This window comes from Archangium sp., from assembly GCF_036389735.1.
In the GTDB taxonomy this organism is placed as follows: domain Bacteria; phylum Myxococcota; class Myxococcia; order Myxococcales; family Myxococcaceae; genus Archangium.
Genome location: NZ_DASVWK010000411.1, coordinates 1 through 14,127, shown reverse-complemented (window position 1 = coordinate 14,127; position 14,127 = coordinate 1). Strand labels below are relative to the sequence as shown.

Sequence of the window (14,127 nt, the reverse complement as noted above, 5' to 3'; positions counted from 1 at the left end):
CAGCGATTATTTCTCGCGCATTTTTCCCAGGTGGAGCCTGGCCCTCCAGGTCTGTATTGGGGCACCGCTCTCACGGCTGGAGGCCCGCATTGCCCTCTCGATCTTCATGGAGCGGGCGGCTCTTGAGCGCGATTCCCGTGGTATCCAAGGTCTGTCCCCTTACCTCAGTGAGCTGCGCGTGAAGAATCGTCTGGTTGTCTTGTTGGCTGGGCTGTCCCTCGGAGTACTCGCCGCTTGCGGTGTGACGCAACCGCCGCCCGCGGGTGAACCGGATGGCGGCGGTAGCGCCTCCTGTGGGGATGGCCTGTGCAAGGGCGGCGAAACCTGCGGGTCGTGCTCCGCCGACTGTGGGAGTTGCCCGCCCCCCTCCCCGTACTGCGGCGACGACATCTGCAACGGTGACGAGACGGGCGAGAGCTGCCTGCGGGATTGCCATGCTTCCGGCCCCGTGCTCGGACGCTTCGCGCGCTACTGCGGGAAGGTCAACAGCCACACGTCGCCGGATGGGACCTGGACCTGGGACCAGGACTGCACGTCCGGTTGCAACAGCGGCGACCTTGCCTATTGCCAGAAGTTCTGGCCCTCCACGATAAGCATTCGGAGGGTCCCCGTCTCCTCGAAGCCGAACAACGTGTGGGCAAACGCTGGGTGCGCTCCGGTCACCGATGACTTTGATGGTGGCGACGAGTTCGAGTGCGTGGGCATGCCGACCGTGGTCGGACGCTTCGCGCGCTACTGCGGGAAGGTCAACAGCCACACGTTGCCGGATGGGACCTGGACGTGGGACCAGGACTGCATGTCTGGTTGCAACGTCGGCGACCTTGCCTATTGCCAGAAGTTCTGGCCTTCCGCGACCATCATCCGGCAGGTCTCCGTCACTTCGAAGCCGAACAACGTATGGGCAAACGCCGGATGCGAGCCGGTCAAAGATGACTATGACGGTGGCGACGAGTTCGTGTGCATGAAGTGACGAAGGACGCCCATGGCCTGGGCACTCGCCTCGCGGAGTGGGTCTGGCTGGCCGGCCAGCCAGACCGCCCTGCTCGCATCTACCTCCTCCGCAGACCCATCAGCGCCGGCCGCTCCACATAGGTCACCCGGTGCAGCACCCGCCAGCACTTGTTCGGCTTCGCGGAGCGCGCCTGCCGCAGCGCGCGGGCCTCCTCGTCATTGCTCATGAGCCACTCCGGATCGACCACGTAGCTGAAGAAGTCCTTGAAGTGCTCCGTGCTCCCCTCGAGGTAGAAGCTCATGAATCGATAACGATCCACCTTCTCGCCCGGGAAGAGCGGGGCGTCGCGCAGATCGGTGATGCCCCTCTTGTCGACGCCGCCCAGGTCCACGGTGAGCTCGAGGCTCTTGCCGAGGCTCAGCGTCTTGCTGCTCCCCTCGACCTTGCCGCCCGAGCCCACGAGCGACAACGCGAACTTGAAACGGGCGAACGCCACGTCCGCGGAGGCTCCGGCCCCGCCGCTATTACTCAGCTCCGTGTTGATCGAGTGCTCGATCGTGCTGGCGAAGCTCTGCTCCTCCGTGCGCATCCCGCCGTCTCCGTCCCACACGTACGTATTGACGATATTGCGCTTGCCCGCCTTCCTCTGGATGTTCTCCATGCGGAGCTGCCAGTCGGCGAAGGCGGCGCCCGCGCGCACGCGCCCCTCCAGGCTGTTGAGCTTCGCGTTGATCTCCGCCTGGCGCTTCGCGGCCTCGTCCTGCGCCTCCTTCTTCTTCTGCTCGTTCTGATCGCTCAGCTCGGCCTGGCTCGACCCCGCCGGGGCGCTCCCCGTAGACATGCTCGGGGAGCCTGGCCCGGCGAATGAGTCGAGCTCGTCGAGCTGATCCGAATCGAAGTTGTAGAAGAAGCTCTCGCGCTCCTTGTCCGCCCGCTCGATGGCGTCCTTGAGTGCGTACGCCTCCTTGAGCCGGAAGTAGCTGGCCGGATACAGCGAGCCGTACTGCGCCCGCATCTCGGGCACGTGCGGGTAGAACGTCGGATCCGCGGGCATCGAGCCGACCAGGCCGTCCAGGCTCCCGTTCATCGTGTACGCGGGGTTCACCAGGAAGGTGATCGTATTGACATCGAGCGGCACCCCGTCGACCGGCCGGATGTCGTAGCTCACCATTCGACCGCTCCGCTTGAGCTTCGTGACGAAGACGTCGGCCATGCCGGAGATCACGAGCGCATACCCGACGTTCTTGGGGACCCAGCGCTTGCCGAGCACGGGGGAGGCGGGCGTGTCCTCGAACATTCCCGTGAGGGCCAGACTGTCGCTCGTCGCGAGGCTGGACGTCGCGCTGACCGAGGTGTCCTGACCGCTGGATTTCTCGTATGAGTAGTCGAAGCCCGCGCCCACCTCGCCCTCCGAGACCGTGGACATGAACCCGATGCCCGGGCCCGCCTCCTCGGACCACGCCGTCCCGACGAAGCCCTCGACGCTGAACGCGGAACTCTGGGTCTCGCTCCGCTGCCAGGCGTAGGTCGTCTCGTCCGACTGCGCGAGCGTCACGCTCGTGGCCCCGTAGTACTCGTACTCGTCGGTCGCCCCCGTCAGGTTCTCAGACGGGACCGGCGGCGCGCCCTCGATGTACCCCAGCAGCGTCGGGTTGATCTGGGTGTTGCCGACCCATCGCAAGACCAGCTCCTCGATCCGCTGCTCGGGCAAGAGTTCGACGTTGCTTCCGGCCGCGAGCCCGTAGAACCGCCGCATGAGCGCCTGCTTCTTGCCTTCGCCGCTCACCTCCACCGAGCTGTACTCGGTGGTGACCAGGCTGTCGGCGCCAGCCATGGGGAGCAAGGTGGACAGGAGCAGCGTCGCGCTCCCGCTCATCTGCCCCTGGAACAGGCCCGACTTCCGGTCGCGGACCTTGTTGTCCCCGTTCACCTCGTCCATCGGATAACACGCGAGCAGGCCCGCCTCGGCGCCCGTCATGCGGCGTCGCAGGTTCGCCACGATCTCGGCCGGCGTGCGCGCGCGGTCCCAGATCCTGACTTCGGCGAGTTCACCCGGGAAGTAGAAGGCGCCGCCGATGCCCCTGCCAATCTCGAGGTTGCCGGCCCCGGCGAAGTCGGCCGCCGCCGTCCTCTCCGCGGTCAATACCCCGTCGACGTAGATCCGCTGCTTCTTCGTGGGTTGATCGTAGGTGAAGGCGAGGTGGTGCCAGTCCGTATCGGTGTACGCCCCCGCCGTGTCCAAAACCTCAGGGCCGTAGAACGCCACCGTGAGCTGGTTGGTGCTCCGGTAACCGAAGTGGAGCCCGCCGTTCGGACTGGGGGTGCCCATCGCCGCGATGAACTGGTGACTGGCGCCCATGCCCGCGCCGCTGCGCCGCGCCCAGCATTCGAAGGTGAAGCTCTTGCCGGCGAGCGCGATGGGCGGGCACTGCACGTAAGCATTCCCCCGGTCGGGCAGCGCCAGCACCCGACCCCCCAGGTTGCCGATGTTCGCCGTACTGGCCACCCACTCCACCCCAACCAGCGTGCCGTGCGCCTGACCGCCAGCGGAGCGATCGAAGACCTGCCCACCGGTGCTCTCATCGAGCGGCCAGTAGGCGAGGAGGCCCGGTTCGTTGCCCGAGCTCGACGTGCGGGCATGCACCGCGACCTCGGCCTCCGTCATGCCCAGGTTCCACAGCCGCACCTGGCTGAGCCGCCCGATGGGGCTGCCTCCCGCGGAGAGATTGCCCAGGACCTTGACGGACATCTCGCGCATGCTCGTGAGGGTCGCGTCCACCGGCGCCCCCTTCACGACGCCGTGGCGCGCGTTCGACGTGAGGTCCTTGACCTTGACCACCCCGCCCTCGTCGACCTTCTCCATGCGCCAGTACCCGACGAGGCCCGCCTCGTCGCCCTTGAAGGAACGGTAGAGGTCGTCACGGACGTCGCCCAGGGGTCTCGCCGAGCTCCAGATGGAGACCTCCGCGATGTCGGCGTGCAGGTAGGCGTTTTCGTAGTTGTCGTAGGCGATGTACAGCGGGCCCGACGCGACCTGCAGGGCCCCCGCGACCGCTCTCTCGGCGACGAGCTCCCCGTCGATGTAGAGGCGGATGTAGCTGCCGTCGTACGTCCCCGTGTACAGGTGCCATTCCTGGATGTCGGCCAGCGTGTATTCGACCGGCTGCCAGGTCCCACCGGTGGTCGAGCCCGCGGGGATGATGCAGACATTGAACACGATCTTCCGGGTCCCGGTCATGGGGTGCAGGACGTAGCCGTCCCGCTTGCTCACCAGGAAGCCCATGGCATTCCAGGTCGCGGTCGCGGCGCGCGCCCAGACCGACACCGTGATGGTCGGCGTGGGGCTCGCGTGCGCCGGCACCACGATGTGATCGGCCGAGCCATTGAAGCGCAGCGCGGGCTGCTGGGTCTTGCGGCTGCCGATCTTCACGCCGTCGGCGTAGAACGTGGCCGTGTTCCGGGTCGCCGCCACCGCGAGGTGGTGCCACCCCGCCGCGAGCGTTCGCCCGAGGTCGGCGCCGCTGTCGAAGAACCAGCCGTCGACGAGGAGACCGAGCCGGCTCCCCTTTCGCACCGCCATGGGCGCGTCGGGCTTGCCGTCTGCCGCGGCGACCACGCTCATGCCGTACATCCTCCCATCGGCCTTCGTGGCCAGCGGGTACTGCACCCAGGCCTCGCACGTCCACCCGCTCACGGGCAGGCTCACGGACTGGGCCAGTGTCACCTTGTCGCCGCTGTCGCGCAGGTCGGTGGTGGCGCGCACGGCGTCGGGGATCCATTGCTCGAACGCCGCGTTGCGGCTGTCCGCCGCCGCGTCATAGGCGGTGGCGCGCATCCGGCCCTGCGTGTCGAAGTAGGTGAGCAGCAGGTTGCCGTCGCAGCTCTCCGAGAGCCGGACCCCACCGACAGGCTGGGCGAAATCGAGCACGGCTCCGGCCGTCTCGAGATCCCGATCGTCGGTCGCGACGAGCGGCATGGTCGCCGGCCCGGCCTGGGTGAGCTGGCTCATGAAGGTGGTGTTCGTCGCCGCGACGTCCGAGCGCACCTTGCCGAGGTCCGTCTGCGCGGCCGTGAGCTGGTTCTGGAGCGAGGCGAGGCTCTCGTTGGCGGCGAGCACCTGATTCAGCCAGTCCAGGCGCTGCTGGGCCGCCGTGATCTGCGCGCTGAGCAACGCGATCCGCGCGTCCTTGGCATCGATGGCGCTCTTCGCTGAAGGGTGCAGCTCGCCAAGCTTTTCGATGAGGAACCGCTGGTGATCGAGCCCCAGCGAATCCCAGAGCCCGACCCGGGTGTCCGCCGACGTGTATCCGCCCGTCACGTCCCAAACCCTGTGATTGAAGGCGGCCCGGATCGAGTTGTAGCCGCTGCCCGCGTCCAGGACCTGCCACGCCTGCAGATGGGCCATGCTGGCCGACGCATCACTTTCGAGATCCATGTGCTCGCCGTTATAGACGGTCAGGACCTTCGACATCGCACGAGCCTTGTTGCGGACCCGGTAGGTCCCATCGCCCAGCGGCTCGAACTGCCAGTGCTGGCTCGCGGCCCCCGTCCACGAGGCCTGAGCCAGGCACCAGCCGTTATCGGAGACAACCATCCGGCTGTGCCTCGCGAGCAGCTTCAGCCAGTAGCTCCAGCGGTCGTTCAGGATCGCGGTGCGCTCGTTCTGCACCGTGGTCTTCTGCGACACGAGGCCGGGCAGGCTGGCCGTGAGCGCGTTCTTCTCGGCGATGTAGCGCTGGTTGTTCTGCGCCACGTCGATCCGCGCCAGGAGGTCCGCGATAAGCAGCTCGACGCGGGACAGCCTGGACTCCGCCCTGCGGAACAGTGTCAGGTTGTCCTGCACCCCCTGCGCCTGCGCGGGGAGCGACGAGAGCGCCGTGACGTCCGTGTAGCTGTCGCACGTCACGACGTCCGAGATGAGGCGGATGCGGTGCTTGCGGATGTCGATCGCCGTCCACTCGGCCGCGGGCGCCGAGGCCTCGGTGCCCCACTTGCCGCGCACGTCCGCGATCTCGAAGGCGCGCATGAGGCTCACGCCGTCGGGCACGACCACCCTCGCGGCCGCCTTGTACCAGCCGCCCCCGAGGCTCTGGAAGTCGCTCTCCATGGCGCTTCCGGCGGGGAAGGCGATGACTTCGTCGCTGCCGCGGCTCGACCTACCCCAGTACGAGAAAGCGAAGAGCTTGAGCCCCGTGCCGTCCGCGTTGCTCGGATTGAATGCGGGGTCGGGCGAGGTGACGCGGAACTCGAAGGTCTCCTCGTACATGCCGCGCTGGCTGACCGCCACGAGCTGTTCGCTGCTGTATTTCACGGCCTTCATGCCCGACCCGGTCGCGCGCGTGAGGCGGCGCGCGCCCGCGTAGGGGTCGCCCATCACCACGCCGTTGCGGCCGTGGTGCGAAAAGTCCGGCACGATTGGCGGGCGCTCCTCGTACACGATCGCGCCCATCCGGTAGTAGGCCGCGAGCCCTTGCTCCTTGCCCGTGAGCACGAGGTGCATCGTGTCCTGGATGTCCGCCGCGGCCCGCGCGAGGTCCCAGATCTGCGCGTCCGCGATCTCGCCAGAGAAGCCCTGGCCGATGGTGTACGCCGAGCCGGCGCTCACCAGCGCGGGGTTGCCATGGAGCGACCCGTGCCGCTTGCCCTGCGTGAGATCGTCGGCGCCAGCGTCGAGCGGCCAGTAGCCGACGAGGCCGGGCTCGCGGCCGCTGAGCCTGCGCTTCATGTCCTCCTGGATCTCGGCCTGGGTGCGCGCGCGGCTCCAGATCTGCAGGTCCGCGATGCAGCCGTTCCAGTGATTTTTCGAGCTCCCCATGACCACGCCCGCGCCGATGCGCATGAACCAGCTCGGCGGCTGGTACGCGCACGGGGTGGTCCCCTGGAGGGCCCCGTTGAAATAGACGTTCAGCGCGCCGGCGCCGATCGTGAGGGCGATGTGCACCCAGACCCCTTCCACCGCGGCCGGCCCGTTCACGGAGGCGAACGAGTTCCCTTGCCCCGCCATGACCATCCACTGGTTGCCCGCTATGGCGGCGATCCCGATACCGTGAGCGCCGGGGCCGGTGCACGAGAGGGCCACGCGGTCGGTGCCGCTGCCGCCGGTCACCCTGAACCACCCGGCCACGGTGAAGCTGCCGGTGAAGAGCGGCGTGGCGCTGGCCACGTCGATGTAATCGCCCGCGCCATCGAACATCATGACCTGGGCGAGCTTGGCGCCCGGAGATGCCGGGGGGACGATCTGCGGATGCAGATAGGCCGCCTGCTTCCAGGCGGGGTTCCCCTTGAGCGTCCCGTGCCGCTTCGCCGGTGCGAGGTCCCGGGTCGTGCCATTGTCGAGCGGCCAGTACCCCACCAGCCCCGCCTCGCGCCCGGAGAGCCGTTTCGAGACGCCCTCCGCGATCTCGGCGGCCGTGCGCGCCCGGCTCCACAGCTCCACGGCCGCGACCTGCCCTTTGAGCAGGCGGCCCGCCGCGCCGTTGTCGTAACCGAGATACAGGACCCCTGAACCCGCCTGGATTGAGCCGGCGGCCGGAGCCTCCGCGGCCAGGACCCCGTCAACGTAGAGCCGGAGCATCTTACCGTCGAACGTGCCCGTGTACTGGTGCCAGGACTGGATATCGTCCGGCGTGCAGTCGATCACCCTCCAGCCGACGCCGGCCAGATACACGTAGAACTGGAGCTGTCTGGTCCCCGCGATGGGGTGCAGGATGAAGGCGTCCCGCTTGCAGACGACGCAGCCAGAGGCGTTCCAGGTGGCGGTCTCGCTGCGCGCCCACGTCGACACGGTGAGGGCCGTCGTCGGGCTCGCGAAGGCCGGCACCTCCACGTAATCGTCCACGCCGTCGAGCGCGAGTACCTGGTCGCCCAGGTGGCAGGGCATCGCGTGCCCGACGGTGAGCTTCGCGACCTCGACGCCGCCGCGGCAGAGCGCGATCCGCGTCGCGCCGCCTTTGGCCGTGGTGTAGTCGACCGTCCCCGCGTAATGCACCCACGTGTTCACGGCCATCGCGTCGGGAGCGGTGACCGTCCGCACCGCGCCGTCGCTCATCCGGACGACGAGCTTCACCTTGTTGTCGCTGCCCAGCCCGAGCTTCATCAGCCCGCCGCTATCCGCGATCAGGCTCTGCTCCAGGTTGCCGGCGGCGTCCACCCGCACCCAGGCCGAGAGCGTGCGGCCGAGCTCCCGCTGTGGGCTCGGCGGCGCGAGCTCGAGGTCCGGCGTCTCGACGCGATCGTTGCCGTCCATCCGGAGCCCCCTGCGCACCACCTTGCCCAGGTTCCCCGCCTCGCCCGTGAAGTACGGCGCGTCGAGCACGAAGCCGTCCTGGTCGGGCACGAGCGAGGCGATGGGGAAGATCCCGTCGTACTCACGGGTGCCGGAGATCTGCACCTCGTCGCCGGCCTTCAGATCGTGCGCCGGACAACGGATCAAGAGCTTGCCGTCCGCGGTCTTCTCGGTGCCCACGACCATGTTGTCGAACACGAGCCCGGTCTGCTTCTCCGGCACGACTTCCCAGAAGCCGGCCTCGTTGTTCGTGAAGCTCGCGTCGACCGTGAAGGTCGCACCGTCGACGCTGCTCACCTTGTAATAACCGTCGTAGCTCTGCGTCCCGCGGAGCCTCACCCTGGCGCCGGCCTCGAGGGTCGCCGGCAGCGCCTCCTTGGACCGGAGCTGGAGCTGGTCATCCTCGCCCTGCTCGGTGGCGACGACGGTCCCCATCGGTGGCGGCGACGCGCTCGCGATCTCCTTGATGTCATCGAGCAGCGTGAGCGGCGTGACGACCTCGCGCGTGTCGCTGCGCAGCACCGTGCTCTGGTCCGGCGTGGGATCGATCTGGGAGAGCGTGCCGTCGGCGGCGATCGCGAAGGAGAGCGCCGCCGTCCTCACGACCTCGCTGCCGATCGCCTTGACCGGGACGGCGAGCATCACCCGCATGGCGTCGCGGATGAGCTGCGGCCCCGCGTCGGTCATCTGCTCCTTCTGGAGATCGTACGTGGTCGCCGCCGGGCCGCCCGCGATGGTCAGCCCCGTGAGGTCGAGCGTGCGGCGGATGATGCCCGGGATCGCGCGGTAGAGGGTGCGCTCCGGGTCCTCCGGATCGCTCTGGCCATAGAGGTAATCCTTGACGTCGAACAGCCCGTCCGCGCCGGAGCCGACGGTGTAGAGCACCAGCCTGGCCGTCGCGGCGTCGACCACGAAGAGGTGCCACCTGTTGCGATCGTTTTGGGCCGTCGGCACGAAGATGGGGGAGAACCACCCATTCGCCACGGCGCCCGCGAAGCCGAGCTCGATGGCCCCCTCATAGAAGCTCTTGCCGTCGATGTCGCGGTAGTCGAGGTTATCCGCGCTGAGGCCGTTTTTCGACGTGGTGGACTCCTGCGGTTCGAGCCGCTGCCTGCTACGCCGGAACCGCACCTCGAGCTTGGGCACGAGCTCATTGGTCATCCCGTCGAGCACGAAGCGATTCACGAGGAGCTTGCCGCTCGGCGATTGCCGGAACAGGTACAGGAGATCCATGGCCGAGACGATCTGCGCCGGCGCGTTGGCGCTCTTCGTGGCCTCCGCCGAGTCGCCGTAGACGGTCTTCACCAACACCTTGCCGCTGGCGTCGGCGAGCGTGCCTTGCTCCGCGGCGATGACCGACAGGTCGGCGACCGACTCGCCCAACCGGACCTTCTTCCACGCTTCGAAGCCGAACGGATCCGCGCCCTCCTGGATGGCGGTGTCCTCGAAGCCGCTGCGCTTGACGGTGTACCAGAGGACGCCGTCGACGTCGGTGCCGAAGCACACGACCTTGCCATCATGGGTGATGGCATTGATGTGATTGACCTTCTGGCCAGAGAGCTTCACTCATTCCTCCGCGGGATCCCTCGCGGGATCGACATTTTTGAATTTCGTTGCAGATTGTCGTCACCGGGCCGGTGTGCAACAGGCGTACCGCGTCCCATCGGAGTGCCGAGGGGTCGAGGAGGCAGCGCTGAGAGGGAGGGAGGGAGCGCCCCTGGGGGCGCCTCCGCGCGCTCTGACGTGTCAACGGACACGTCATTGACGTGTCCGCGGCTCCGCCAATGGCGCGCACTTACAGGGGTTTGCTGCTGGAGGGCTCGGGGGAAAAACAAAACGCCCTGCCCTACTCGCCCCGGCGCAGCCGCTCGAGGTACTCCGCCGGCAGGCCCGCGCTCTGGGCGCCGCGCACCAGCGCCTCGATGAACCGCTGGCTGATGGGGCCCTCATTGGACGCGCGCCTCGGCGACGTCACGAACGCCGTGGCCTGGAGCTCCTGCCCCTCCACCCGCACCCGGACGACGCGCTCCACGCACATGCTCGTCACCGCCCCCTCCTTGTGCTGGATGATCGGCCAGTCCTTGCCGCCAATCTCGAACAGCCGCCCGTACACGCTCTTGCCCGGCGCGTCCGTCAGCCCCGCCACCCGCCCTCCCCACCACCTCGAGGGGAAGTCGTAGACCAGGTCCACGTCCAGCGCCTCGGCCAGTTTGCCCTCGGGCAGATCGAAGAAGTCGTAGCTGTGCTGCGAGCGCCACTCCTCGAACGCCGCCCGGTCCAGGATCGTCGAGTACGCGAAGTACAGCTTCGAGGCCCCGGTGTCCGCCTGCTGCCGCGCCTTCATCACCTGATCGTAATGCGAGTCCATGCGTGCCTCCGTCGGCCGTCGGGCCACACCCTACCGCGTCGACTCCTCGCGCAGCGCACCGAGGATGCCGCCCACGTCCAGGCGCGCCGTCTTCACGAACAGCCGGAGCGCCCGCTCCACGTGCTCCGCGAGCGTGGCCATCTTCTCCAGCCGGGCCAGATACTCCGCGGGGACGTTTCCGGACGCCTCGGCCATGCGCCGTGCCTCGCCCAGGTCCGCGCGGATGCGCTCGATGAAGCCCGCCTCCCGCTCCTCGATCACGTGCGACACCATGCGGATGAGGTCCGTCTCGGCGCCGTAGCGCCACGCGCTGTCCTGCGGCAGGCGCACGCGCCGCACCACGCCCCAGCGCTCCAGGTCCCTCAACAACATGGACACCCCGCCCTTGGACAGGTCGAGCTCGCGCTCGATCTCCCCGGCGGTGAGGGGCTCGCCGCGCAGGTACAGCAGGGCCCACACCCGGCCCTGGTTGCGCTTGAAGCCCCAGAACTCAATCACATTGCCCACCGCATCCGTGGCGATGGCTTCCCAGGGAGCGAGACGACCGTTGCTGGACTCCCCCCTGCCCGCTTCGAGACCGCCCGTCCACAGGTAGCCCTTCATGCAGCGCGGCTCCGCTCCTGCGCCTGCGTGGACATGCCCACCGACAGCTTGCGCGCCCAGTCCACCAGCTCCATCCCCGTCCCCTGCTGCCCGTAGGGCCCCAGCGCGTCCACCGCCGCCTCCAGCTCCTTGTTCATCCGCTCCAGGGCCAGGTCGACGGCGCCCGTGGACTCGATGGCGTCGCCGATGGCGCGGGTGCGCTCGGGATTCACCGTGGTGAAGGCCCACGCGTCCTTCAGCTTGCCCTTCAGGCTGCTGTCGCGCGCCACCGCCAGGAGGATGGGCAGCGAGGGCGTCCCCGACAGCACGTCCGCGTAGCGCGGCTTGCCCGGATCCGTGCCGAGCACGTCCCGGATGTCATCGGCGATCTGGAAGGCCACGCCGAACCGGCGGCCGAACAGATCGAAGCGCTGGGCGGCCTCGGGCTGGCCGGCGAGCGTGGCGGCGGCGCTGCCGCACCAGCCGAAGAGCGAGCCCGTCTTGCCCTCGGCGACGAAGCGCAGACGCTCCAGGGGCAGGTCCAGGTTGCCGCGGGCCTCCACCTCGGTGATGGCCGCGCGGGACATCTCCACCACCACCGCCAGTGCGCTCTGGGTGAGGCGCGGGTCCAGGTGGGCCAGCCGGTGCAGCGCGGTGGAGAGGATGAGATCCCCACTCATCACCGCGACGATGTTGCCCCAGCGGGCGTTCACCGTGGGCCGGGCGCGGCGGTACATGCCGGCGTCCACCACGTCGTCATGCAGGAGGCTGGAGGAGTGGATCATCTCCGCGGCCACCGCCACGTCCACCAGCGTCTCGGGGGCCACGCCCACCGCGCCGCCGAACAGGCGCACCAGCATGGGCCGGGCGCGCTTGCCGCCGGTGCCAATGCACAGGTGGCGCGCGGCCTCCATCAGCGTGTCGCCCTTCACGCCCGGGCCCGCATCCCCGTCCGCCAGCATCGAGCCCAGCCGCTGCTCCACGCTCCCCAGAAAATCCGCCAGTTCACGCGCGAGTTCCATGTACCCCTCTTCTCCTCTGCGCCCGTTCATATAGTTCAAGACCGCGTGAACTGCACCTGCTTCCTGCATGGGCGGGCAGCCGGGGGGGGGTTGGAAGGAGGACAGGCAGGCACCAGCGCTCGGTTTGAAGGAACGCGGTGCGTCGTGAGACAGACACGGCCGCCGTGCGCCGCAATCTCCTCCGCAGCTTCGCCGCCCTCGCTTCCGCCGTCCCCCTCTTCCGCCCGGGAAGCGCGCTGCCGGGCGCGTCCGCGCCCCTCCAGGGAGCCCCGGCCGGGGGTACCCGCCCCGTGGGCAGCCCGAAGCATGGCGCGGCGCGTCAAGTCCTGCGCGACTCCCTGCGGGCCTCGGTGGCCGAAGGCATGGTGGCGGAGGTGTTCACCGCGTGTGCGGGGGCCACGGTGCTCACCGGCTGGGCACTGGCGCTCAAGCTGGGGCCCTTCCTGGTGGGGGTGATGACGGCGCTGCCCTTCTTCGCCCAGTTCATCCAGTTCCCGGCGGCGTGGCTGACGTCCACCTTCGGGTACCGGCGGGTGGCGCTGGTGGCGGTGTGCCTGTCGCGGCAGGTGATGCTGCCGCTGTGCGTGCTGCCCTGGCTGCCGCTGACGTTGGAGGGACAGCAGCGGCTGCTGGTGACGGTGGCGGCGGTCTCGGCGGTGCTGGGCGTCATCGGCAACAACGCCTGGGTGGCGTGGATGGGCGAGCTCGTCCCCGAGTCCCTGCGGGGGCGCTTCTTCGGCCGGCGCACCGCGCTGTGCACGCTGGGGGGCACGGTGGCCTCGCTGGTGGCGGGCGTGCTGATGGACAAGCTGCGTCCTCCCGAGGGCGTGGGCCTGGGCCTGCCGCTGCTGGCCGCGGCCGCCTGCGGGGTGGGCGTGGTGACCACGCTGCTGATGGCTCGCCAGCATGACCCGGCGCCGCACAGGGAGAAGGCGAAGCTGGACTTCCACGTGGCGCTGCTGCCGCTGCGCGACGAGCGGGCGCGCCGGGTGCTGGTGTACCAGGTGGCGTGGAACGCGGCGGTGGGCCTCTGCGCGCCCTTCTACACGCTGCACATGCTGAAGAACCTGAAGATGGGCTTCGTCACCATGGCGCTGTACCTGGCGGCGGTGGCCGGGATGCGCATGCTCACGGCGCCCTTCTGGGGAAGGCTCATCGATCGCCTGGGCGCGCAGCCGGTGCTGCTGGCGTGCTCGCTGGGCATCGCCTTCGTCCCCGTCATCTGGCTGTTCCCGACGGCCACGTTCCTCTGGCCGCTGCTGCTGGACGTGGTGCTGGCCGGAGTGCTCTGGAGTGGCCACGGCCTGGCCAGCTTCGCGCTGCCGCTGTCGGTGGCGCCGCGCAAGGGCCGACCCTTCTACCTCGCGGCGTTCTCCACGGCGGGAGGGCTCGCCTACGCGGCGGCCTCGGCGCTGGGCGGGGGCGTGGCGAGCCTGCTGCCCGCGGAGTTCACCGTCGGGAGCCACCTGTGGGTGAACCTGCACGTGCTCTTCGTACTGTCCGCCGTGGCGCGGCTGGCCGCGGCCTTCCTGGCCATGCGCATCCTCGAGCCGGGGGTCCGCTCCGTGTGCTCGCTGGGGGCGCTGGTGACGCTGGTGAGCCAACGGGCCCGCGCGGTGCGGGTGCCCTCCCCGGCCCCGGCGCTCGCCGAGACCCGCTCCGTCAGCGCCGAGTCCTGACGCTGGACGCACGGCCCACGCGTGGGACAGGCTGGGGGCTCCCCATTCGAGGAGACCCATGCCGAAGACTCCCCGCGAGATGCGCGAGGCCATCATCCGCAACCTGCCCAAGAACACGGGCAAGACCTTCGAGGAGTGGGTCTCTCTGCTGAAGAAGCAGGGCCCGAAGGATCCGAAGGAGGCCCGCGTCTGGCTCAAGGAGGAGCACGGGCTGGGGCACGGACAGGCGGGGATGATCT

General features: G+C 69.0%; 6 protein-coding genes and 1 pseudogene. 3 read left to right on the top strand and 4 right to left on the bottom strand.

Going from position 1 to position 14,127, the window contains the following annotated elements; all coding sequences use genetic code 11:
* Window positions 1-970: pseudogene (locus VF794_RS14810) on the top strand (hypothetical protein); the annotation flags it as partial.
* A 79-nt stretch (window positions 971-1,049) separates the two neighbouring features.
* Here VF794_RS14810 and VF794_RS14805 read toward each other — a convergent pair.
* The 4 genes from VF794_RS14805 to VF794_RS14790 all read right to left on the bottom strand — a co-directional run bounded on the left by VF794_RS14805 (window position 1,050) and on the right by VF794_RS14790 (window position 12,209).
* Complete coding sequence (locus VF794_RS14805; protein WP_331110879.1) at window positions 1,050-9,803, bottom strand: LamG-like jellyroll fold domain-containing protein; 8,754 nt, start codon at window positions 9,801-9,803, stop codon at window positions 1,050-1,052.
* Between the two features lie 280 nt (window positions 9,804-10,083).
* Complete coding sequence (locus VF794_RS14800; RefSeq protein WP_331110877.1) at window positions 10,084-10,605, bottom strand: gamma-glutamylcyclotransferase; 522 nt, start codon at window positions 10,603-10,605, stop codon at window positions 10,084-10,086.
* A 30-nt stretch (window positions 10,606-10,635) separates the two neighbouring features.
* Window positions 10,636-11,208, bottom strand: coding sequence for a GbsR/MarR family transcriptional regulator (locus tag VF794_RS14795; RefSeq protein WP_331110875.1), 573 nt, complete (start codon window positions 11,206-11,208; stop codon window positions 10,636-10,638).
* Window positions 11,205-12,209: a polyprenyl synthetase family protein gene (locus VF794_RS14790; RefSeq protein WP_331110874.1), complete on the bottom strand. Its 1,005-nt coding sequence runs from the start codon at window positions 12,207-12,209 to the stop codon at window positions 11,205-11,207. The genes VF794_RS14795 and VF794_RS14790 overlap by 4 nt, the downstream gene beginning before the upstream one ends.
* Before the next feature lie 137 nt (window positions 12,210-12,346).
* On the opposite strand from VF794_RS14790, the gene VF794_RS14785 reads away from it, so the two are divergent.
* Complete coding sequence (locus VF794_RS14785) at window positions 12,347-13,888, top strand: MFS transporter (RefSeq protein WP_331110872.1); 1,542 nt, start codon at window positions 12,347-12,349, stop codon at window positions 13,886-13,888.
* Between the two features lie 58 nt (window positions 13,889-13,946).
* Window positions 13,947-14,127, top strand: a 181-nt coding sequence (locus VF794_RS14780; RefSeq protein WP_331110870.1) for a DUF4287 domain-containing protein, incomplete at its 3' end; no start/stop codon positions are given.

Bases quoted from the DNA above. Each gene is read 5' to 3' on its own strand.
- VF794_RS14790 (WP_331110874.1), bottom strand. From the start codon at position 12,209: ATGGAACTCGCGCGTGAACTGGCGGATTTTCTGGGGAGCGTGGAGCAG.
- VF794_RS14800 (WP_331110877.1), bottom strand. From the start codon at position 10,605: ATGGACTCGCATTACGATCAGGTGATGAAGGCGCGGCAGCAGGCGGAC.
- VF794_RS14795 (WP_331110875.1), bottom strand. From the start codon at position 11,208: ATGAAGGGCTACCTGTGGACGGGCGGTCTCGAAGCGGGCAGGGGGGAG.